This is a genomic window from Microcoleus sp. AS-A8 (assembly GCA_039962225.1).
Taxonomy (GTDB): domain Bacteria; phylum Cyanobacteriota; class Cyanobacteriia; order Cyanobacteriales; family Coleofasciculaceae; genus Allocoleopsis.
The window spans coordinates 97,884-118,185 of record JAMPKV010000008.1; the positions used below are offsets into that span (position 1 = coordinate 97,884).

The 20,302-nt window shown below is 46.6% G+C and carries 22 protein-coding genes; 13 read left to right on the forward strand and 9 right to left on the reverse strand.

Features of this window, described 5'->3' with window-relative positions; translation table 11 throughout:
* Positions 1-155 precede the first annotated feature (155 nt).
* Positions 156-1,421 (forward strand): GTP cyclohydrolase II, encoded by a 1,266-nt coding sequence (locus NDI48_14470; GenBank protein ID MEP0832376.1) that lies wholly within the window; start codon positions 156-158, stop codon positions 1,419-1,421.
* Here NDI48_14470 and NDI48_14475 read toward each other — a convergent pair.
* Positions 1,414-1,569 carry a hypothetical protein gene (locus NDI48_14475; protein MEP0832377.1) on the reverse strand — a complete coding sequence of 52 codons (156 nt, stop codon included), beginning with the start codon at positions 1,567-1,569 and terminating at the stop codon, positions 1,414-1,416. The two genes, NDI48_14470 and NDI48_14475, sit on opposite strands and share 8 nt — an antisense overlap.
* Positions 1,570-1,622: 53 nt before the next feature.
* Between NDI48_14475 and NDI48_14480 the strand changes: the two genes are divergently transcribed.
* From NDI48_14480 to NDI48_14490, 3 genes are all read left to right on the forward strand, one after another.
* Entirely contained in the window at positions 1,623-2,999 is a 1,377-nt protein-coding gene (locus NDI48_14480; GenBank protein MEP0832378.1) for a URC4/urg3 family protein, read from the forward strand.
* A gap of 59 nt (positions 3,000-3,058) precedes the next feature.
* The gene (gene upp / locus NDI48_14485) at positions 3,059-3,694 is read left to right on the forward strand and encodes a uracil phosphoribosyltransferase (protein MEP0832379.1); all 636 of its coding nucleotides are present in this window, start codon (positions 3,059-3,061) and stop codon (positions 3,692-3,694) included.
* Positions 3,695-4,037: 343 nt separating this feature from the next.
* Positions 4,038-5,024, forward strand: coding sequence for a protein rep (locus NDI48_14490; protein MEP0832380.1), 987 nt, complete (start codon positions 4,038-4,040; stop codon positions 5,022-5,024).
* A 72-nt stretch (positions 5,025-5,096) separates the two neighbouring features.
* Here the strand turns inward: NDI48_14490 and NDI48_14495 are convergent, their stop codons facing one another.
* Entirely contained in the window at positions 5,097-5,375 is a 279-nt protein-coding gene (locus tag NDI48_14495; protein MEP0832381.1) for a hypothetical protein, read from the reverse strand.
* Between the two features lie 607 nt (positions 5,376-5,982).
* On the opposite strand from NDI48_14495, the gene secA reads away from it, so the two are divergent.
* Positions 5,983-8,775, forward strand: coding sequence for a preprotein translocase subunit SecA (gene secA, locus NDI48_14500; protein ID MEP0832382.1), 2,793 nt, complete (start codon positions 5,983-5,985; stop codon positions 8,773-8,775).
* 334 nt (positions 8,776-9,109) lie between these two features.
* Here the strand turns inward: secA and NDI48_14505 are convergent, their stop codons facing one another.
* A complete protein-coding gene (locus tag NDI48_14505) occupies positions 9,110-9,430 on the reverse strand; it encodes a DUF760 domain-containing protein (protein ID MEP0832383.1) in 321 nt (106 codons plus the stop codon).
* Between the two features lie 424 nt (positions 9,431-9,854).
* Positions 9,855-10,826 (reverse strand): stage II sporulation protein M, encoded by a 972-nt coding sequence (locus NDI48_14510; GenBank protein MEP0832384.1) that lies wholly within the window; start codon positions 10,824-10,826, stop codon positions 9,855-9,857.
* Positions 10,827-10,915: 89 nt separating this feature from the next.
* On the opposite strand from NDI48_14510, the gene NDI48_14515 reads away from it, so the two are divergent.
* The 3 genes from NDI48_14515 to NDI48_14525 all read left to right on the forward strand — a co-directional run bounded on the left by NDI48_14515 (position 10,916) and on the right by NDI48_14525 (position 13,938).
* Positions 10,916-11,773, forward strand: a complete 858-nt coding sequence (locus NDI48_14515) for a hypothetical protein (protein ID MEP0832385.1) — start codon at positions 10,916-10,918, stop codon at positions 11,771-11,773.
* Between the two features lie 262 nt (positions 11,774-12,035).
* Positions 12,036-12,956, forward strand: a complete 921-nt coding sequence (locus tag NDI48_14520; protein ID MEP0832386.1) for a hypothetical protein — start codon at positions 12,036-12,038, stop codon at positions 12,954-12,956.
* A gap of 190 nt (positions 12,957-13,146) precedes the next feature.
* The gene (locus tag NDI48_14525; protein MEP0832387.1) at positions 13,147-13,938 is read left to right on the forward strand and encodes an RDD family protein; all 792 of its coding nucleotides are present in this window, start codon (positions 13,147-13,149) and stop codon (positions 13,936-13,938) included.
* Positions 13,939-13,998: 60 nt separating this feature from the next.
* On the opposite strand, the gene NDI48_14530 is transcribed toward NDI48_14525, so the two are convergent.
* Both NDI48_14530 and NDI48_14535 read right to left on the reverse strand, forming a co-directional pair.
* The gene (locus NDI48_14530; GenBank protein ID MEP0832388.1) at positions 13,999-14,298 is read right to left on the reverse strand and encodes an antibiotic biosynthesis monooxygenase; all 300 of its coding nucleotides are present in this window, start codon (positions 14,296-14,298) and stop codon (positions 13,999-14,001) included.
* A gap of 44 nt (positions 14,299-14,342) precedes the next feature.
* Entirely contained in the window at positions 14,343-14,669 is a 327-nt protein-coding gene (locus tag NDI48_14535) for a DUF6176 family protein (protein ID MEP0832389.1), read from the reverse strand.
* 627 nt (positions 14,670-15,296) lie between these two features.
* Here NDI48_14535 and NDI48_14540 point away from each other — a divergent pair.
* Complete coding sequence (locus NDI48_14540; GenBank protein ID MEP0832390.1) at positions 15,297-15,590, forward strand: hypothetical protein; 294 nt, start codon at positions 15,297-15,299, stop codon at positions 15,588-15,590.
* A gap of 379 nt (positions 15,591-15,969) precedes the next feature.
* Here NDI48_14540 and NDI48_14545 read toward each other — a convergent pair whose 3' ends face one another.
* Positions 15,970-16,155: a hypothetical protein gene (locus NDI48_14545; GenBank protein ID MEP0832391.1), complete on the reverse strand. Its 186-nt coding sequence runs from the start codon at positions 16,153-16,155 to the stop codon at positions 15,970-15,972.
* 124 nt (positions 16,156-16,279) lie between these two features.
* Between NDI48_14545 and NDI48_14550 the strand changes: the two genes are divergently transcribed.
* The 3 genes from NDI48_14550 to NDI48_14560 all read left to right on the forward strand — a co-directional run bounded on the left by NDI48_14550 (position 16,280) and on the right by NDI48_14560 (position 18,421).
* Positions 16,280-16,525, forward strand: a complete 246-nt coding sequence (locus NDI48_14550; protein ID MEP0832392.1) for a hypothetical protein — start codon at positions 16,280-16,282, stop codon at positions 16,523-16,525.
* Positions 16,526-16,826: 301 nt separating this feature from the next.
* Positions 16,827-17,978, forward strand: coding sequence for a glycine cleavage system aminomethyltransferase GcvT (gene gcvT / locus NDI48_14555; GenBank protein MEP0832393.1), 1,152 nt, complete (start codon positions 16,827-16,829; stop codon positions 17,976-17,978).
* Positions 17,979-18,070: 92 nt separating this feature from the next.
* Positions 18,071-18,421, forward strand: a complete 351-nt coding sequence (locus NDI48_14560; GenBank protein ID MEP0832394.1) for a cupin domain-containing protein — start codon at positions 18,071-18,073, stop codon at positions 18,419-18,421.
* 52 nt (positions 18,422-18,473) lie between these two features.
* Here NDI48_14560 and NDI48_14565 read toward each other — a convergent pair whose 3' ends face one another.
* Entirely contained in the window at positions 18,474-18,617 is a 144-nt protein-coding gene (locus NDI48_14565) for a hypothetical protein (GenBank protein MEP0832395.1), read from the reverse strand.
* A 220-nt stretch (positions 18,618-18,837) separates the two neighbouring features.
* On the opposite strand from NDI48_14565, the gene NDI48_14570 reads away from it, so the two are divergent.
* Positions 18,838-19,689: a Mut7-C ubiquitin/RNAse domain-containing protein gene (locus NDI48_14570; protein ID MEP0832396.1), complete on the forward strand. Its 852-nt coding sequence runs from the start codon at positions 18,838-18,840 to the stop codon at positions 19,687-19,689.
* On the opposite strand, the gene NDI48_14575 is transcribed toward NDI48_14570, so the two are convergent.
* On the reverse strand, positions 19,690-20,295 hold the full coding sequence (locus NDI48_14575; GenBank protein ID MEP0832397.1) for a hypothetical protein: 606 nt from the start codon (positions 20,293-20,295) through the stop codon (positions 19,690-19,692).
* Positions 20,296-20,302: the final 7 nt, after the last annotated feature.

Here is a 20,302-nt window from a genome sequence, read left to right on the forward strand (position 1 = left end):
CCAATTGCCCAAAATTAGACGAACAGCGAACACTTTGCTCGGTCAGGTACTTCAATACCCAAAATTGGGTTGCTATGATTAGAGCTTATTTCAACTTACCAAATTGGCTCTCACCCAACTTTGGCAAGTATTCGTGGATTCTACGGGGTGTCATCATGCAAAACTCGAAAACCGTATCCAAACAGAAACATATTGTTCTAACTTCTCATCCAGGTCGTTTAGCGTCAAAGCCGTTAAGCGTGCACTGGGGAGAAAGTGACCCCAGCAAACGAGGCGCAATTATTGGCACATTGACCAACCCAGCTCACCGAAATGTGATCGGGACACACTCCGGTTCTTATTCGGTCTATCGGGCTTTAGCGGTCGCCAGTGGCGCTCTCCAAGCCAGCCACCGCGCCGATCTGACCAATACGTCTCCAGTGGTTGCGATCGGGCCTCATCCCAGTTGGGCTGATGCCAGCAAAATCGTCGCCCTCGATCCCTTTGGCGCGATGGTGGGTGAAGCTTACGCCGAGCTGTACCAGCAGGGATACGACATTCGACCGACGATCGCAATCACTCAGGCTCATATTAATATGCCAGAGTTACAGGATGCGATCGCCAAAGGCCGTTTGCTCATCGATAATCGAATTGTCAAAAGTGGTGGCAGTTTAGTCGTAACGAAGATCGCCATTGACCCTGTATGGTATCTGCCGGGATTGGCTAAGCGCCTCAAAGTTGGGGAAAGTGACTTACGTCGTGCCCTGTTTCAACAAACCGGTGGGATGTATCCGGAATTAGTCACCCGCCCCGATTTACAAGTCTTCTTACCACCGATTGGCGGCATCACGGTTTACCTGATTGGCGATGTAGCGGCGATTACCGACCCCAACCGTAAGCTAGCTGTGCGGGTACATGATGAATGCAACGGCTCAGATGTGTTTGGTTCCGATATTTGCACCTGCCGCCCTTATCTGGTGCATGGTTTGGAGGTCTGTGTTCAGACAGCACAAGAGGGCGGTGCTGGTATCTTAGTTTACTTCCGTAAGGAAGGTCGAGCCTTGGGTGAGGTCACGAAATTCCTAGTCTACAATGCCCGTAAGCGTCAAGAAGGAGGCGATCGCGCCGATGCCTACTTCAGTCGCACAGAGTGCGTTGCAGGCGTGCAGGATATGCGGTTTCAAGAACTGATGCCTGATGTGCTGCATTGGCTGGGCATCACGCAAATTGACCGCTTTGTCTCCATGAGCGATATGAAATACAACGCGATCGTCAATTCTGGCATTAAGATTATCAATCGCATTGCCATTCCAGACGAGTTGATTCCGGCTGATGCACAGGTGGAAATCGCTGCCAAGCAAGCGGCGGGTTACTACACAGAGGGACTTGCACCCGATGCGGTCACTCTGACTCAAATTAAAGGACGCAACTTAGTCAGTTAGGAGCTTCCCAATCAAAAAATATCCAACTACCCCTTGTGGAGTGAGCATCCTGTCCGGCTTTGACCTGTTGCAGGCCAGACGCCTGCTCCACAAGATCGGGTAACTTAGTTTTTGGGAATTCCATTAAACGGCTGACTTCATCCTTCATACTTTCTTTTGTTGCTCATGGGGTTCTATACCCCCTACCCAAAGGAAACAGTTTTGATTCATTATCAAAAGCTACCGGACTGCTCTGAGGAGCAGCTTTTGGCGATCGCTTACTTGAGGACGCCTGCTGCCATTCGAGAACGCTGCGATCGCCTCTTTCATTTGGCCTGTGCTGACCAGTTGCAATACTTTCGCTGTAATTTAACCCATCTCGACCGGGTAGCCCATTATGTCATTGAGGTCATGCGTAATGAGTACCCTGATTTAAATATTCCCTTTCATAGTCGTTGGCGACATTTTGAGGTTGGCAACGTCCTACGTCTGGCGGAATTAGAGCAACATTTAGCAGGACTCACCCCCCTGGAAAAGGCACAAACAAAATTTGACCTAGCTATTATCAGCGTCTTGCTGGATGCTGGAGCAGGTTCCGAGTGGCAATACGGCGAACAGGAAACAGGACAGGTGTTTCGTCGTTCTGAAGGCTTAGCCGTAGCCAGTTTCCGCATGTTCTGCCAAGGCGCATTTTCCAGTAACCCCAAATTTCCCCTGCAAGCGGATGCCCAAGGACTACAAAACTTCACGGCAACTCAACTCGCTCAGGGATTTCAGGTAAGTTCGACAAATCCCCTGCTGGGTTTAGAAGGTCGAGTTGAGCTGCTCCAGCGACTCGGTCAGTCGCTACACAGTTTACCTCAGTTGTTTGGCACAGAAAACCCACGTCCTGGAAATCTGGTCAATTACTTGCTTCAAGGGTTGAATGTTGGCAAGTTGAACGTTGAAGGTTCACAAAAACAGTTGAACGTCGGTGAGCTTAAAGTTGAAAATTCAACCCAAACAAACCTACCCTTCGGGAACGCCTTCGGCGAACAACCTTCAACCTCTTTACCTGCCAGTACCGTATTCAGTGCTGTATTAGAGGGATTGGGGAATATTTGGCCTGGACGACTGACTATTGCAGGTGTCAATTTAGGCGATGTTTGGATTCATCCTGCCCTCAAAGGAGACAATCCTAGCGCTCAATATGTACCGTTTCACAAACTCTCCCAGTGGTTAACCTACTCCTTGTTAGAACCCTTACAGGAACTCGGTATAGAGATTACTGGGTTAGACGAGATGACTGGCTTACCCGAATATCGGAATGGGGGTTTGTGCTTAGATTTAGGGTTACTAGAAGCCAAACAAGCTTCTGTTGTCCAAGAGCGTCACTTCCCAGAATCTGAGGTGATTGTTGAGTGGCGATCACTGACGGTGAGTCTATTAGATAGAATTGCCGACACCATCCGGCAACAACTGAATCTAACTGCTGCCCAATTACCCTTAGTGAAAGTTTTACAAGGAGGAACTTGGACGGCAGGACGGCGAATAGCTGCCCAGTTGAGGGAAGGCGGCGTTCCTCCTATTCAGATTGAGAGCGATGGCACAGTGTTTTAAAGATTTTCCCTTGTGCGTTGTTATTGAACAAGTAACCCCTAATATTTAACCCCTAACAAATGACCCCTCAAGTCACGGTAATTGACCACCCTTTTGTACAGCATAAATTGACGCTGATGCGTCAATTTGATACCAGTACCACTAAATTTCGCCAACTGATGAAAGAGGTTGGGATGTTATTAGCCTATGAGGTAACACGGGACTTACCTCTCAAATATGAACCCATCAAGACGCCCATTGCCCCGATGAATGCTCCCATGCTGGCGTCCGAAAAGAAAATGGTGGTTGTATCTATCATGCGGGCAGGGCAGGGGCTATTGGACGGAATTCTGGAACTGATGCCCTCAGCTCGTGTGGGTCATATTGGCTTGTATCGTGACCCCAGTACCTATGTTGCTATTGAGTATTATTTAAAACTCCCCCATGATGTCGATCATCGAGATATCTTGGTGGTTGACCCGATGCTAGCGACTGGCAATTCAGCGATCGCTGCCGTTGACCGCATCAAGGAATTAGGTCCGGTGTCGATTAAGTTTTTGTGCTTATTGGCGGCACCGGAGGGAATGAAGCACTTCCATGAGCATCATCCAGATGTGCCGATTTATACAGCGGCGGTTGATGAAAAGTTAGACGAGAATGGCTATATTGTGCCCGGTCTTGGGGATGCAGGCGATCGCTTGTATGGCACCAAATGACTTGTTAAGGGAAAGGGTGAGGGGTGACAACCTCCCCTCTCCACAACTGCCTCTTGACTGTCGTAATTTGGTCTTATCGAATGAACGCAGACTCCCTCTTGGTAGATGACTGAGGGAGTCTTTATTGACTTTTGGTGTAGTCGTAAGCTTCAGTACACCAAGGTGAACATGATTCTTATCCCATTGCTCCAAAAAAATTGGGTAAAAAAGATGAAACGGCAATAGAACAATTACTATTATTGTCGGTATTGTCCCGTACAGAATTCCGTATTTCAACGGAGGAATGTATGTAGAACCTCTTGATAGGTTGAGGTAACCACACCCAACCACACCAGGGGGATTCGTGTCAAATCAAGTCTCAGACGGCAGTTGCATTGCTTTTAAAACAGCGCTTGAACAGCAGTGCAAACAAAGTAGAGATTTACTAGCCTTATCCGATATTTCCGCAAAAGACAAAGTTTGGGACAAGCATAGAGCCAATGCGGACATAGTTTCTAATTACTACGCTGGTGCTCTTACAGGTTGCTTCAATCGCTATGCTCAGCGCGTTAGTACCTGTGCCGAGTGGCTGGAGTTTCGATTGGTACCAGAGCCATCAGAAGGTCTTCTCAAGTTAAAGCTATCAGATGCACGATTTTGTCGGGTTCGTCATTGTCCGGTTTGTCAGTGGCGGCGAAGTCTCATGTGGAAGGCAAAGGCTTATAAGATTCTCCCTCATGTGGTTGCCGACTATCCCAAGCACCGTTGGCTTTTTATCACATTAACTGTAAAAAATTGCCAAATTGAGGAGCTACGAGCAACGTTAGATGGGATAAACAGAGCTTTCAAGCGATTAACTGAGTTGAAGGCATGGCCTGCAAAAGGTTGGGTGAAGTCTGTGGAGGTGACTAAAGGTCGGGATGGGATATCGGCTCATCCTCATTTACATATTTTGGCAATGGTGGCACCTTCGTACTTCAGTCACGGCTATTTGTCCAAGGTGAAGTGGGTAGCTTTGTGGCAACAGTGCTTACGAATTGATTACGAGCCAATTCTTGATATTAGGGCGATCGCAAAACAGCATGACCCCAAAGTGATTATCCCGGAAATTCTCAAGTATCAAGTGAAGGAGCCGGATTTGGTAGCTAATCAGGAATGGTTTCTGGAGTTAACCCGCCAACTGCACAATACCAGAGCTGTTGCGATCGGGGGTGTGCTGAGAAAGTATATGCAGGAGTTGGAAGAGGAACCAGAAGACCTGATTGGCAAGGATGAAGAGACTGATGAGGTTGATGAAGGGAGTTTGTCTTTCAGGTGGCAGCGAGAGTTAAGGAAGTATTTAATCAAATAGGTCTATCGACGATTAGCAAAAGCCAGCGAGATACAGACTACAAAAAGATTAAAGGCCATTTTGCTCTGTAAATCAAAGACGGAGCAGACGGTAAGTCGTTGCCCGCAAAGAGGACTGAGAATGAGGAAATTTCAGAGAAAGTCGGTAATACTCTTTACAAGGAGCTTCAAACCAAAGCAGTATATTGCCGTTCTGGTAAGGTCTGTGATGAATGATATGAACAGATTTGTACCAAGTCCGAAAGGCAGGTAATTCTGTCCAAGCAGAAGGAACATAAATACGACCAGTCAATACACCGCGAACCAAATCGACGGAAAATTCGGGTTGATGGGAGTATGGATTAGAAAGCATGTAAGAACCTCACAGCAATTGAAATATCATTTTTCATTCTTCTAAGGCGTTAGCCCTGTTTTTGATGCGTCACGAGAGACTGGAAAGCTAGGCAAAACAAACCCCAACCGCTTAGGGTCGGGGAATGAAGCTCGTGTCCAAACTGGGAAATAACGAAGATGGTTAGTTGTAGAGAAAGACCTTGCTGTCAGGCTATTCCTTCAAAACAGCCAAGCTGATGACGATACCGTAGATCGATCGCCAACAGATACTTGTAAATTCAAAATGGGATAAATCAGAAACAGCAGGGGAACCCTCGGAGCGGGGAACGGGGGAAAAAGTCTGCTATCTTTGACTACAACTTGGTATCACAAACGAGAGTGCCACCCCCATAGGATAGAGTTTACCCCGACAACCCCCCAATTTTTGCCCAAATCCCCGTACCGCCTCAATCTTAGGGGAAGTGATAGGATAACAATGTACCCCCCAGGGGTGACAGTCGGTGGTCAGCAAATAGGAACTAAAGACTGTAAAAAGATTTCAAATCTAATAATTAACTCTGCCCTTTTGCCTAGAGTCTTGCCGCTCTAACCTCTACCCTGGAACTTAGTGAATAAACTCTCCTGATATGTTAAAAACCGTACTCGGCGACCCCAACGCCCGCAAACTAAAAAAATACCAGCCTTATGTTGTTGATGTTAACGTTCTGGAAGACGAGATCCAGGCGCTATCGGACGATCAACTCAAAGGCAAAACAGCAGAATTTCAACAGAAGCTAGCGAAAGCCAGGAGCGATCGCGAACGAGCCGAGGTGTTGGATGAGTTGTTACCAGAAGCCTTTGCTGTGGTAAGGGAAGCAGGGCGTCGAGTCTTAGGAATGCGCCATTTTGATGTGCAGCTCTTAGGAGGTATTGTCCTGCATAAAGGACAAATCGCTGAGATGAAAACGGGTGAAGGGAAAACCCTGGTTTCCACCTTACCGGCTTACCTGAATGCCCTGACTGGCAAGGGTGTCCACGTTGTTACGGTTAACGACTATCTAGCCCGTCGGGACGCGGAGTGGATGGGTCAGGTACACCGCTACTTAGGCTTGAGTGTCGGGCTAATTCAATCCGGCATGGGGCCAGCCGAGCGTCAGCGTAATTACGCCTGTGATATTACGTATGCCACAAACAGTGAGTTGGGCTTCGACTACCTGCGTGATAACATGGCAACGGTCATGGCAGATGTGGTACAACGCCCCTTCAACTACTGTGTCATCGACGAGGTAGACTCGGTACTGATTGATGAGGCACGGACGCCCCTGATTATTTCCGGGCAGGTGGAGCGACCGACGGAAAAGTACCTGAAGGCGGCACAAATTGCGCGAGCGCTCAAAAAAGAAGAACATTACGAAGTGGATGAGAAGGCGCGTAACGTTCTGTTAACGGATGAGGGGTTCGCAGAAGCGGAGAAACTCCTAGAAGTTCAGGATTTGTATAACCCAGAAGATCCCTGGGCGCACTATATCTTCAACGCGATTAAGGCCAAAGAATTGTTTCTCGCCGATGTGAACTACATTGTCCGCAACGGAGAAGTGGTGATTGTAGACGAGTTTACCGGGCGGGTGCTAGCCGGACGCCGTTGGAGTGATGGTTTACACCAAGCCATTGAGGCGAAAGAGAATGTAGATATTCAAAATGAAACCCAAACCCTCGCCACTATTACCTATCAAAACTTCTTCTTGCTGTATCCCAAGCTAGGGGGAATGACGGGTACGGCGAAGACGGAAGAATCCGAATTTGAAAAAATCTACAACCTGCAAGTTACGATTATTCCCACCAACAGACCTTCGGGACGTGACGACTTGTCAGATGTGGTTTACAAAACTGAGCCAGCCAAATGGCAGGCGATTGCTGAAGAATGTGCTCAGATGCATGAAGAGGGACGCCCAGTCTTGGTGGGAACCACCAGTGTCGAAAAATCCGAGCTGCTTTCAGGTTTGTTGAAACAACGGGCCGTCCCTCATGAATTGCTCAACGCCCGCCCTGAGAATGTGGAACGGGAGTCAGAGATTATCGCTCAGGCTGGTCGCAAAGGCGCTGTGACGATCGCCACGAACATGGCGGGACGAGGGACAGACATCATTTTGGGGGGTAACTCCGACTACATGGCGCGACTCAAGTTGCGGGAGTACTTCATGCCCAAGATTGTCATGCCCGAACAAGAGGATGCTTTGACTCCAGTGTCGGTACCGGGAGCGAGTGAGAGAGCGCGTCCTCAAGGCTTTGCCCCAGGCAAAAAGGTAAAAACTTGGAAAGTGAGTCCGCAGATTTTCCCCACGGAACTGTCAAAGGGAACAGAACAACTGCTCAAAGATGCTGTGAATTTTGCGGTGAAGAGGTACGGAGAGCGCAGCCTGCCAGAGCTAGAAGCCGACGAAAAGATAGCTGTGGCGGCAGAAAAGGCACCGACGGATGACCCGGTAATTCAACAGTTGCGGGAGGTTTATAAAGCGATTCGCAAAGAATATGAACAGCTTACGTCCCGTGAGCATGATGAGGTGGTCAAACTCGGCGGTTTGCATGTGATTGGTACAGAACGTCACGAATCACGGCGGATTGATAACCAGTTACGAGGACGTGCGGGACGGCAAGGCGACCCCGGTTCGACCAAGTTTTTCCTGAGTTTGGAAGACAATTTATTGCGGATTTTCGGGGGCGATCGCGTGGCGGGATTGATGAATGCCTTCCGTGTTGAGGAAGATATGCCCATCGAATCCAAGATGCTCACTCGTTCCCTAGAAGGGGCGCAGAAAAAAGTTGAAACCTTCTACTACGACACCCGGAAACAGGTGTTTGAGTACGATGAGGTGATGAATAACCAAAGACGAGCGATTTACGCTGAACGTCGCCGCGTGCTAGAAGGGCTAGACCTGAAAGAACAAGTGATTCAGTATGCTGAACGGACAATGGATGACATTGTCGAAGCCTACGTGAACCCCGACTTACCGCAAGAAGAGTGGCAACTTGATCAGTTGGTGTCGAAGGTGAAGGAATTTGTCTACTTACTACAAGACCTAGAGCCACAGCATCTAGAAGACATGACGGTCGCGGAAATCAAAACCTTCATGCACGAAGAAGTCCGTAAAGCTTATGACATCAAGGAATCCCAAGTGGATCAAATTCAGCCGGGATTAATGCGACAAGCAGAACGCTTCTTCATCTTGCAGCAAATCGACACCCTATGGCGGGAGCATTTACAGTCGATGGATGCTCTGCGAGAGTCCGTAGGTTTGCGCGGTTATGGGCAAAAAGACCCCTTGATTGAGTACAAGCAGGAAGGATATGAAACCTTCTTGGAGATGATGATTGACATCCGTCGCAATGTAGTGTACTCATTGTTCCAGTTCCAGCCCCAAGGTCAACCACAAGCTGTTTAAAGTTCCTTCGTCCTGGGCAAAGGGCTTTGTTGACAATCCCCCGGCTTGAAGTCGGGGGATTGTTGTCAGGGAAAATGATACCCATTGCGGGCTAACTACTCTCTTGGTGAAAACCAACCACTCCACGCCTAAAATTCACAGAGCGGATCATCATAGCAAATCCGGGTTGACTACCCCCTATTAGGCAACAAACCACAAAGGTACAGAGTTCACAAAGAATAGAACTAGAGGAGATCAACAGATAAAAGCGGATTGGGTATTAACCGTTTTCAGTGAGACTATTCAATCAGGGCTATTGAGTTGTCCACGCTCTACTCAAAGAGTCAGCGTCGGCTTATTGACTGCTCTGTATGGATTGTTCAAAGGCTAAACGCTGTTCAGCATTGTGCAAAAAGTATCCACCGATCATCGCGGCGACTAAGAGTTGACCCAGGTGTTCGCGACTCGTCGTAATCGTCACATCAAAGGCTTCTGAAGGTAAAGTTCCTAGCATTCCGATGATGTTGTTTTCTATTACTTTGGCGGCTTCTGAGGAAGGCTCTGAGAGTTGAGCGATCGCTTCAGGATGCAGCGATTGGATATATTGCCAAAGCCCAGCGCCACCCGTTGAGTCGCTATCGAAGAACTTTGGTATTTGATGTGGCAGATTGCTCATGGTACTCACCAAAAAGAGTAGACGTGTTGAGATTTCTACACCATAGCGACCCCTTGACTGCTTCATCCTCATCCCAGAGCAAGTATTTACTTCCACGCCTTTTGGAGGATGAGCAGACGTTGGTTTTTAGAAAGTGCTATCTTCAGGAGGTGCAGCGACAGGCAGTACAGGCATATCGCTGTCTGCGGTGCGCGTAGGTACGCCCAAATGCTTACGAGCACCCTCCTCTGCTAGCTGCCGATCATGTGCGCTCTCAAACTGACTTTCATCTAGCAGATATTGGCTCCGTGCCGCTTGATCCCGGCTGGGTGGAGCGCCATTTTTCCATCTGTATTATAATCCATGACTTCAAACGCAGGTAAAACTGCGCCTCTATTCCTGTGGTTTTAATCGTAGGTGTGCGGTGACGGTTATGCTTCTACTGTTAGGATGAGGTGTAATCAGCAGGTTTTTTGCGGCTGCAATAGATGACGAGTAACGTAAATAATCCGACTCCCGCCAGATATTTGAGAGGGTTGGGCACTACTAAACTGGGTGAGTAAAAGCCCTCAATCGTACCGGCAATAATCAGCATCGGCACAATGCCAAAGACTAACTGAGCCGCTTTGTAACCATAAAATTTTAGCGCCTCGACGCGGGTGTATTGACCCGGAAACAGCATTCCTCTGGCGATGAGTAAACCAGCGCCACCTGCTAAAAAAATCGCGGGTAATTCCAGGGAACCGTGAGGAAACACGAACGCCCAGAAGGGATAAGCTAAGTTATTTTGTCCAACTAATGTGGCGATCGCACCAATCAGCAGTCCGTTGAAAGCTAGGACAAAGACGGTAAAAGTTCCCGCCGTAATACCACCAGCAACAGCCTTAAAACTCACCGATATGTTGTTAATCATAATATTGCTGGATTCCACAGGTTCTTTGCCCAAAATAGAACCCATCCATAATTCGTGGCGATCGCGCACCTTCTCAATCAACGCTTCAGGAACAATGAGAGACATAAACATCGGATCTTGCCATGAAAACCACCAGGCAATGAGCGCTCCCAACAGAAAAATTGCTGTCGCCACAGCCGTATAGCCGAAGGTTTCTTGTACCATAGCAGGAAAGCCCCTGCGAACAAACTCCATCACCGCCTGCCATTCCTGACGGCGCGAACCTTGATAAATCTGGCTATAGCTGCGGGAAGTTAGTTGCTGCAAGTTTTGCACTAAAATATTGCCCACTTGATTAGTGCGCGCCCTAGCCAAATCCGCTGAAACCGAACGATATAAGCTAGCCAGTTCCCTAATTTCCGATGCTTTCAAGGACTTCAGTCCTTTTTTCTCCACTTGTCTCAAGAGAGCATCTAATCTCTGCCAGTTTGGTTCCCGCCGCGCAATCCAGCGCTTAATATTCATAAAATTTACCCGGAGCGTTTGCTAGTCGTAGCGTAAGAGATATCGATAAGATTTGCGCTTGCGCCGCAAGCTACTGGAGAAATCGTCACATGTCCAAAAATCCGAGCCTTCGCCAACCCATAGGGCCGCTCAGTGTGGGGAATGTCGTCAGTGCTGGCTTACGTATGTACCGCGATCATTTCAAGTCCTATTTTGGTCTATCGATTAAAGCTTTGTTGTGGGCTTTGATTCCAATTTATGGTTGGGCAAAAATTAATCAAATTCAGGCCATCATTTCACGGCAAGTCTACAAAGAGTTGGTGAATCAGCCAGAACCTATTAGTACAACCCGTAGTTATATCCAGCAGCGATTTTGGAGTTTTTGGGCTGCCCAAATCCTCATTGGGTTTATGAGTTTTGGAATTTATTTTATTTCATCACTTCTGTTAAGAGTCCTTGTTTTTGTACCGCCTATACTCCTGGGCAATATTTCTAATCTGAATTCAGTCTTAAGCCCCATCAGTTCCTTTCTTAATTTAGGGGTGTGGTTTGTTGCCCTACTTATTTATGTTTGGTTATATTCTCATTTTTTTATCTCCGAGTTACCTTTAGCCATCGAACATAATATGAATTCTACTAACTCGATAGGTCGGAGTTGGGAGTTAACCAAGGCATTTTTACTGCGAATTCAAATTATTATTATAGTAGCTAGCTTAATTACATTACCCATCGTCTTACTCATGCTTGTTCCTGTATTTTTTATCATGCCGCTTTTTGCTACCTCTTCCTCACCCGAGATGGTTCTGGCTTCTGTGTTCTTGATCGGGTTTTTGGGAATGATTTTAGCCATCGTGGGAGCTACGTTAATGATGCCATTTTGGCAAGCGATCAAAGCTATTATTTACTATGATATTCGCACTCGTCAGGAAGGTTTGGGTTTGCGGATACGCGATTTGGGTTTGCACTAGAGCCGCTTCACTCCAAGCCAAACATCCTTTCCTTTCCTTTGAATATCAGGCGTTCCTGCATACTTCAGGCTCAGAGTGGCTCTGCCATTCTTACATCCCATGAACCTTGCTCTATCTAGCGATAGCCCAAAGCCGTAGCTTGTGCCAGTTTGGTAAGCTTCGTGCTATCGAAGATTGAATATTCATAAATTTTCCTCAGAGATTCTTCCAGACATGGTTAAGATAGCCTTATTTCGCCTCACACAATCGGGGAAGTCTGGTCATGTCTATGAATCCGAGTTCTCGCCAACCGATTCAACCGCTCAGTGTTGGCAATGCAGTCAGTACAGGTTTACGTCTCTACCGTTCTCACTTAAAATCCTATTTCAGCGTCGCTGTGTTTGCCACGTTGTGGATAGTACTTCCCTTTTTGCTAATTATTCCCTTCGTCTTTTTGTTTGTTACTAAAACATTGGGTTTATCGGCCTTGTGGTTGATTATTCCCCTGTGGTTGGTCATTTTCCTGTATTGCTTGTCCCAGTATTTGACAAACTCTGCCTTGATTTCCCGCTTAGGGTTCGGTGAATTGATCGATAAACCAGAAACCGTTAATACGGGTCGTGGTCAACTCAATCGAAGAAACTGGTCTTTTTTATTTCAGGGGATTGTGGTAGGTATTCTATTATTGGCGTTCTATATAATTTGTGGAATTATTTCTGTAATTGTCGCGGGCATATTAGGGGTTGTATTAGGCTTGATAAATCCAGCATTTGGTACAATCGTGTCTGTGATTATTAGCGTTTTTATCGTACTACTTGGTCTGAGTTGGTTCTACTCCCGCGTATGGTTAGCGGAGGTAATATTAGCTGTTGAAGAGGGAAGTCAAGTTATTCCCAGCATTGGCAGAAGTTGGGAATTAACACAAACATCAGCCTTTCGCATTCAAGGCGTATTTTTAGTGACTTTTTTGGTGACACTCCCCATGGTGTTAATCACGGGCTATCTGCCTCAAATACCACTTTTCTATATGGAACAGGGTTCTGCAACTTACCGGACTTTGTATATCATTTCCCTAGTACTCAGTTTTGCCGGTGGGGCTGTGACCATGCCATTCTGGCAAGCCATCAAAGCTGTTGTTTACTATGACGTTCGCAGCCGTCGGGAAGGATTGGGGTTGCAGTTACGGGATTGGCAATCACCTTAGAGCAACTCAGCCAGAGCCTTTTGACGCTAGCATTGTCCTACTGCTAGCATACAAACCGTTTGCTTAGCGTTTTAAGTCGCATCGGGATAAGGCAGCTCTAGTTAACTATTTTTATTAGCTGACACACTCGGTGTGAAATGCGAAGCTTAAAGAATAATCAACTACCTTCCTCAAGCTTTGCTTAACTGTCATGCGATTTTTCAACCGAGTCACGCTCCAAACTCCAGAAAGCGTTGAACTAGAATTCACCCTAGCAGGAATCGGAAATCGAGCTTATGCCCTGTTAATCGATTATTTGGTTTGGGGCTTACTCTTATTGGGATTTTTCATTACTTGGGCAATATTTTCTAATCAAGTCTTAGAGGTTATCGGCAATTTAGTCGGAACGAACAGGCAACTAGAACTGTGGCTTTTGGCTATTCAATTATTAATTACTTTCTTTATTTATGTCGGTTACTTTGTTGTTTTTGAAACCCTATGGCAGGGACAAACACCCGGTAAACGCTTTGCCAAAATTCGTGTCATTGGCGATGATGGAAAACCAGTGAGGCTACAACAAGCTACACTGCGTTCATTGCTACGACCTGTTGATGATATCTTTTTTCTTGGTGTATTCTTCATCGTGTTAGGCAAGCGAGAAAAACGATTGGGAGATTTGGTTGCGGGAACTCTTGTGATTCAAGAAGAACAACCAGTTGCCTCTTCCAGCTTTCCCGTCTCTAAAGAGGCTGAAACCTTGGCAACCCAGCTCCTAATTGACGCTGATTTTTCCGGTATGTTACCCGAAGACTTTGCTGTGATTCGAGAATATTTACAGCGGCGAGCGGCGATGATTCCTGAGGCGAGAGCCGAATTGAGCCGACAACTCGCTCATCAAAGCAAAGATGTAATTGCCTTAGAAAAGGTGCCGAAAGGAGTCACGGCCAACCAATTTCTAGAGGCTGTTTATCTAGCTTATCAGCGACAATCTTCTAATTTGTAAGCGGTTTTACGGATGAAAGTAGCCGTCTAAGTGGGCGCATCTCTTGTTCCACCCTACAGCCTACCCTAGTAACTGATAAATGCGGATATCGGGTTCAGCCGCAATTAAACCCTGTAGTTGTGAAGCTGCTTGTGTAAGGTGTGGTGTAGCCAGATGAGTATTCAGCAATTCCTGACTTTCCCACTCCTCCACAAAGGTAAAATCGCTTGGGTCTTTTTGATTTTGCAAAAGCTCATAAACAATGCAACCGTCCTCCTGGCGTGTTGGCTCAATGAGTCCTAGCAAAATGGATTTAACTTCTTCTACTTTGTCGGGAAAGGCCACAACACGAGCTACTACTCTAACCCTAGTTTTAGACATAATTTCTCTACGTTATTTCATCAGAGTTTTATAGGGAAAGTTGATTAAGGACGTTCAAAATCCACCACTAGTTCAAGGCTTTGACCATCCTCCCACATTTCATCGATAAAATTTCGAGTTTCTTCGCTGATGGAGATTTGTGATTTCATAAACGCTTCATAGGCTTGCTCTAAACTATTAGCTCGAACATATTGATATAAATATACGTCTTGACCAGAGCGTTCGAGAAACAACGATTCGACCCGAATCCCTTCAGCATCGAGTAATTCTGCAACTTCTTCTTGACGCTCTTTCAGGGAGTGTACCCAGCGCACGGCTTCCTCAGCTTTATCCCTACGAAATTTAATTTTCAGACACTGAATCTCTGTCACTTTATATGGCTCCTATAACAGGCTTGAACGGAGGCTTGGAGGCGGGTTTTGATGTGGAAGCTCGTCCAGCCCAATTAACCTAGGTAAGGAAATTCAAGTGGACGTTCTGTAGCAGGTGTTTGGGAGAGACACGCCCAGACATAGCCATCTTGCTCTAAACAATGAAAACTTTTGATTCACAGATTCTCAGAAATTGCACAGTTTGCTGGTAGGGTAGGAACGTGACTCACCCTCTCATCAGCCCCATAGCGCTAGCTGTGATACGCACACTCTAGCTGATCTTGACAAATATTTCCTTTTGAAAGGGGGTGTATTACATTGAGAAGAGCGAGCTTCCAGTGTTGCCACTTTACCCGATTTTGTGCGAAATACAATGAGATGCATTTCCCTGAGGTGATGCCAAGTGGCTTTTTTCTGAGCTTTTGGGAATGGCAGGCCATGTACCTATCAGACAAATCTGAGATTTTTATGGGTTTATGAGTAAGATTTACGGACTTTCACCAAGATATTTAATGAAGATTTAAGAATTTTGACATCTCGGTCGGAAATGGAGGATCGCCCCTATTGTGGAAAGTGACCAAGCTAAATTCCGTACTTGAGATCCATTTTCTGCAATCTGGTTGATTTATGAGTATCCTCCCCAACTATCTCCGTTCCCTCGTGCTGACCGTCCTTCTGTGTTTTGTGGCTCCAATAGTAGTGGTGACTCTTTTATTCACCTCATTGGGGGTTATTAGCTGCGTTCCCGGCTTAGAAACTATCGGTCAAGCAGGCACCACCCAGTTATTGCAGTTTCTCGCCACCTTTGGCAGTGGGTGTCCCGTCCAAGGTGTCATGACGATTAGCTCCGCCTGTAGCGTTGTGGGAGCCTTATTTGATACTTATGCTTTCTATCGTTATCAGAGCCTAAACGACCATTAAGTGGATAGAACGATTAAAGGTACGGGAATTAAGGATTTATCTATCAAAATAGGAACATAGGATTTGGAGTTGGAATTTCAATAATTTAAAAGCCAAATCTCCCAATCCTAAATCATGGCAATGGGATTGCGTTCTACGCACGCTTTGCGAACGCACACCCAGTTAATTTAACCCTAGAGTGCCAGTATTGAAGATTTCGACGCTTTATATTGTGCTAAACATTACAATTCGGGTATTTTATCGCTGTTCCGCGCTAATTTTATCGATTACAGGATGTATTTTTAACTAACCTTTTAATAAAAGCGATCACGCAAATTTAGGGCACGATATTATCGTGCCCTAAATTTGTGGTCTAAGTTTGTGATTAATGGGTTAACGTTCAAACAAGTGCGGCCTTACCCTTGGCAGCAATGCCACTCTCATCTAAAACATTCAGTTCAATCAGCCGACGCTTGGAACTCTGTTTTAATTGCGGGGCAATCATACTATTGGTGAAAATAGCCATATGCTTGACTATTTCTTGCTGTCTTGCTTCCTCAATCTGCTGCTTTCTAGCCTTAGACATGGATATACTCTCCGGTTTGAGTGTTGGATATCTCCTGTTGTATTTGTTCCACCCTCATCTTTAAGTTATCAGGACGTTTGAACAAATTTCTGTACACAGAGAGATATGTATTGGTTCTGTATCGGTGGGACTGTATCCGTCTCGCATCCAATTCCGAGGTGAAGGGTTCCCTCCAGAAGACGTGGAAAAGCCAAGAAGAGATTTAATTAAACTACATTTGCTCAAAACAGATAAGAAAACCTACAGCCTGCATCAGTTGATTCGGCAAGTTTTCCAAAAGAAGCTGGATGAGTCAACCGAGACAGAGGAAGCGAAAACTGCTTTTGCAGCGATGCTGCAACACCAGAGTCAGAAGATTGAATTGTCTTAAAGTGAAATGAATAGCGCGATCGCACATTTTGCCGCACTCTCGAATTCGCTACCAAACCCACCCAGAACTTAAGTTCTGGGCTAATAGCTTAAGTCCACTTAAGTGGACTGAATAATTCATTTACACTAAGCATTTAGTCCTCTTTCAGAGGACTTTCGCTATGAACCAAGGACTTAAGTCCTTGGTGGGTGAGCAAGGTAGATGCAAGATGTCAGGCGATCGCACACCTCACCCCCTCTAGGGGATTGAGATCGCAGCTCGTTAAGATATTAAAGATACCACCAGCGACTGAAGACAAACTGTGGCTCAATCCGAAGCATCCAAACCAGAAACATCGCCCACCCTTTTACGCACCCCCCTCTATCCACTCGCTGTAGAACAAAAAGCCCGACTCACGGCCTTCTCCGGTTGGGAAATGCCTGTGCAGTTTAGCGGTATTACTGCCGAACATGAGGCGGTACGCACTTCGGCGGGGATGTTCGATATCTCGCATATGGGGAAATTTGCCTTTAAGGGTAGGCAAGTGCTGGAATATTTGCAGCCTTTCGTCCCTTCCGACCTAAAACGGTTGCAAGCCGGTGAAGCTCAGTATACGGCTTTGTTGAATCCCCAAGCTGGCATCATTGATGACATCATCGTTTATTACCAAGGTGAAAATGAAGCGGGTGAGCAACGAGGCATCATCATTGTTAACGCCGCAACCCGGACAAGAGACAAAGCATGGTTAGTCGCCAATCTTGAAGAGACTCCCGTGAGTTTAGAAGACCTCTCCAAACAAAAAGTCTTGATTGCTGTGCAGGGGCCGCAAGCTAATTCACATCTTCAGAAATTTGTCAAGGAAGACTTAACCCCCATCAAAGCCTTTGGACATATCGAAGGAACAGTCTTGGGTCAGCCTGCTTTTCTCGCTAGAACAGGCTACACCGGCGAGGATGGCTTTGAAGTGATGGTAGACCCAGAAGTTGGGGTAGAACTGTGGCGCAGCCTCCTGAGTGCCGGTGTCACGCCGTGTGGTTTAGGGGCGAGAGATACTCTACGCTTGGAAGCGGCGATGGCACTCTACGGGCAAGATATTACCGAAACCACTACTCCCTTAGAAGCTGGCTTAGGTTGGGTTGTTCACCTGGATACAAAAGGCGATTTTATCGGACGTTCGGTACTAGAGCAACAAAAAACAAATGGAGTCGAAAAACGCTTAGTCGGGATCGAGATGCAAGGGCGTCACATTGCGCGTCATGGTTACCCGGTCAAGCATGAAGGGCAAGTGGTGGGGGAAGTGACGAGTGGGACGCTATCACCCACAATAGGAAAAGCGATCGCACTGGCTTATGTTCCCACTTCCTTATCGAAGATGGGTCAACCACTCGAAGTCGAAATTCGGGGTAAAACCTATCCCGCCTTAGTCGTCAAAAAACCCTTCTATCGCTCCCAAAATCGTCCCTCCAGCAAATAGAGAAAACCCGTCTTAGTCGCTTCTCCAGTATTGCTCAATACAGTTCGCCAGGGTGAATCTGCTAATGGTTAGTTATGCATCAAAGGTGAGTGATGAATGAAAGAATTTTTGCTCTTGAAGCCTACGCCTGTTTCTCCGATGAAAAAGCAGTCGTCACTGAAGTGGTGATTACCGAAAACTCTAGTATTGCCGTTTGGGCTGTGCGTCCGGGACAAGAGGTTGAAGCTCATTATCATCCCAATGGGCAAGATACATGGTTTATGCTGCGAGGCACACTCACTTACTACTTAGGCAGCAGTCAACGCAAAACGTTGAGTGCGGGTCAATTTGCGATTGCAGACCAAAATCAAGTTCACGGTGCGGTTAATGAAGGGACACAAGACTCTGTCTTTGTTTCTATTTACTCTGCACCTAAGATTGGTTATGCCAAAGCTTCAGCTTAAATGACTCTCTTTTAACTAAGCCAGGTTACCCCTAACCCGACTTAGTTCTACTTTAAATCAGCCGATGGAATTTGCCATTGAGACTTAGCTGCTTCGACCCTTGTTGAGCCTCAGTGTTAGAAGTAGTCTTGAGTTGACGAGCCTCTTGTTTGGCAGCCGTTTCCGCGATCGAGATAAAGCTTTGAACTAATTGCATATCTTTCAACCTCAACTCTTTATACTCCGACGATAGAAAATTCTCATCCGGAAAAAAACGCCACTATGCAACTCCCTCAAGTGACAGTCACTCTTGAGCCGATCTGAGTCAATTTTTAGGGGTTGCCGCCGTCTGAGGATGGACAGTTGCTCAACTGGCTTCCATCATGACCCCAAGAATAATCCTGAAAAAGCTTTCTCTAAATTCTGGAGTGTCGGGAGTGCCTGTTTTTGTAGTTGACGGCTACGGGGGGATAGAAGTTCCTGATGAGTCGCCCAGTCACGTTAAAGTTGATGCAGAGTTTGGTTTAACACTCCCTATGGCTAAAGTAGTGTTTCGCTTTAACGCAGAACTCAACGACTTTTTGCCACCTAGCCAGCGACAGGTCAGCTTTACCCATGTTTTTAAAGAGCGATGCTCGATTAAGGACATAATCGAAGCCTTGGGTGTTCCCCATACGGAAGTGGACTGTATCTTGGTCAACACCGAAGCGGTGGACTTCTCCTATATTGTTCAAGATAGCGATTGCATTGATGTCCACCCGATTTCTACTGCCAAGAACATCACGCCTGTCGTCTCCCTCCGACCTCCACTGCCCAGTATCCTGCGCTTCGTTCTAGATGTCCATTTAGGGAAATTAGCCTCCTCCCTGCGCTTACTGGGCTTCGACACGTTATACCGCAACGACTACGATGACGAAGAATTAGCTGAAATTTCTGCCTCCCAACAACGGGTGCTGTTCACTCGTGACAAAGGTTTATTGATGCGAAGTCGAGTAACCTATGGATACTATGTTAGGGCGACTAACCCAGAGCAACAGATCATCGAGGTAGTACGACGCTTCGACTTGTTTGGGAAAATCCTACCGTTTCAAAGATGTATACGCTGCAATGGGTTGTTAGAACCTGTATCAAAAGAATCGATCCTCGACCAACTCCCCCACCAAACCCGCTTAGAGATTGATGAATTTCATCGCTGCGGAGCATGTAGCCAAATTTATTGGAGAGGTTCGCACTACGAACGGATGCAACAATTTATTGAGGGAGTGCTTGACGCACAAGAGTCTGCTTAATTAAGAAGGCTGGAGCGGATAAAATAAGCCATCGTTGGGATCGTACTCCCACGGTATACCCTGCGGGTCACGCGCCTCTGACCAAAACGGAAAATTCACGCGATCCTTCTGACGACTGATAGCACTTGGGGAGTAAGGATATCCGGTTTTGGGATTAATCAAGCGTTGAGCTAAATCCGAGGGATGGAGTGGCTCAATCAGCAGTTCGGATGACCTCTTTTTCGGGGCAGGTAATCGACCGGATGCCCGGAGAATCTGAAAATACTTGTCTAAGCGCTGCTCAAATTTATCGAAACGCCCACGCGCTTGGAGCAGTTCTGCTTGCATCTGTTGGTGAACGGCCTCGTCAACGAGTCTGTCTACGGCTTCCAGGCGTTCGTTAATCGTTTCATCGATAAAGATTTTGACAGACTTGACTTGTTCTCTTAACTCATTGACTTGAGTTAAGAGACTTGTGAGTTTGTCCGATGGAATGTCTTGGGTTCCTAATAGCTGCCGGATGACTCGTTGAGCAGTCAGACTCGCGTTCTCCTCGGAGCTAGCATACTGCATCAGCAGAGCGACCTCTTCATCTTTGAGACGGAATGAGATTAACTGAGTGCCCATCTGTGTG

Coding starts and splice junctions, on each gene's coding strand:
- NDI48_14470 (MEP0832376.1), top strand. CDS start 156: ATGCAAAACTCGAAAACCGTATCCAAACAGAAACATATTGTTCTAACT.
- NDI48_14475 (MEP0832377.1), bottom strand. CDS start 1,569: ATGAAGGATGAAGTCAGCCGTTTAATGGAATTCCCAAAAACTAAGTTA.
- upp (MEP0832379.1), top strand. CDS start 3,059: ATGACCCCTCAAGTCACGGTAATTGACCACCCTTTTGTACAGCATAAA.
- NDI48_14495 (MEP0832381.1), bottom strand. CDS start 5,375: ATGCTTTCTAATCCATACTCCCATCAACCCGAATTTTCCGTCGATTTG.
- secA (MEP0832382.1), top strand. CDS start 5,983: ATGTTAAAAACCGTACTCGGCGACCCCAACGCCCGCAAACTAAAAAAA.
- NDI48_14505 (MEP0832383.1), bottom strand. CDS start 9,430: ATGAGCAATCTGCCACATCAAATACCAAAGTTCTTCGATAGCGACTCA.
- NDI48_14510 (MEP0832384.1), bottom strand. CDS start 10,826: ATGAATATTAAGCGCTGGATTGCGCGGCGGGAACCAAACTGGCAGAGA.
- NDI48_14515 (MEP0832385.1), top strand. CDS start 10,916: ATGTCCAAAAATCCGAGCCTTCGCCAACCCATAGGGCCGCTCAGTGTG.
- NDI48_14520 (MEP0832386.1), top strand. CDS start 12,036: ATGTCTATGAATCCGAGTTCTCGCCAACCGATTCAACCGCTCAGTGTT.
- NDI48_14525 (MEP0832387.1), top strand. CDS start 13,147: ATGCGATTTTTCAACCGAGTCACGCTCCAAACTCCAGAAAGCGTTGAA.
- NDI48_14530 (MEP0832388.1), bottom strand. CDS start 14,298: ATGTCTAAAACTAGGGTTAGAGTAGTAGCTCGTGTTGTGGCCTTTCCC.
- NDI48_14540 (MEP0832390.1), top strand. CDS start 15,297: ATGAGTATCCTCCCCAACTATCTCCGTTCCCTCGTGCTGACCGTCCTT.
- NDI48_14545 (MEP0832391.1), bottom strand. CDS start 16,155: ATGTCTAAGGCTAGAAAGCAGCAGATTGAGGAAGCAAGACAGCAAGAA.
- NDI48_14560 (MEP0832394.1), top strand. CDS start 18,071: ATGAATGAAAGAATTTTTGCTCTTGAAGCCTACGCCTGTTTCTCCGAT.
- NDI48_14565 (MEP0832395.1), bottom strand. CDS start 18,617: ATGCAATTAGTTCAAAGCTTTATCTCGATCGCGGAAACGGCTGCCAAA.
- NDI48_14575 (MEP0832397.1), bottom strand. CDS start 20,295: ATGGGCACTCAGTTAATCTCATTCCGTCTCAAAGATGAAGAGGTCGCT.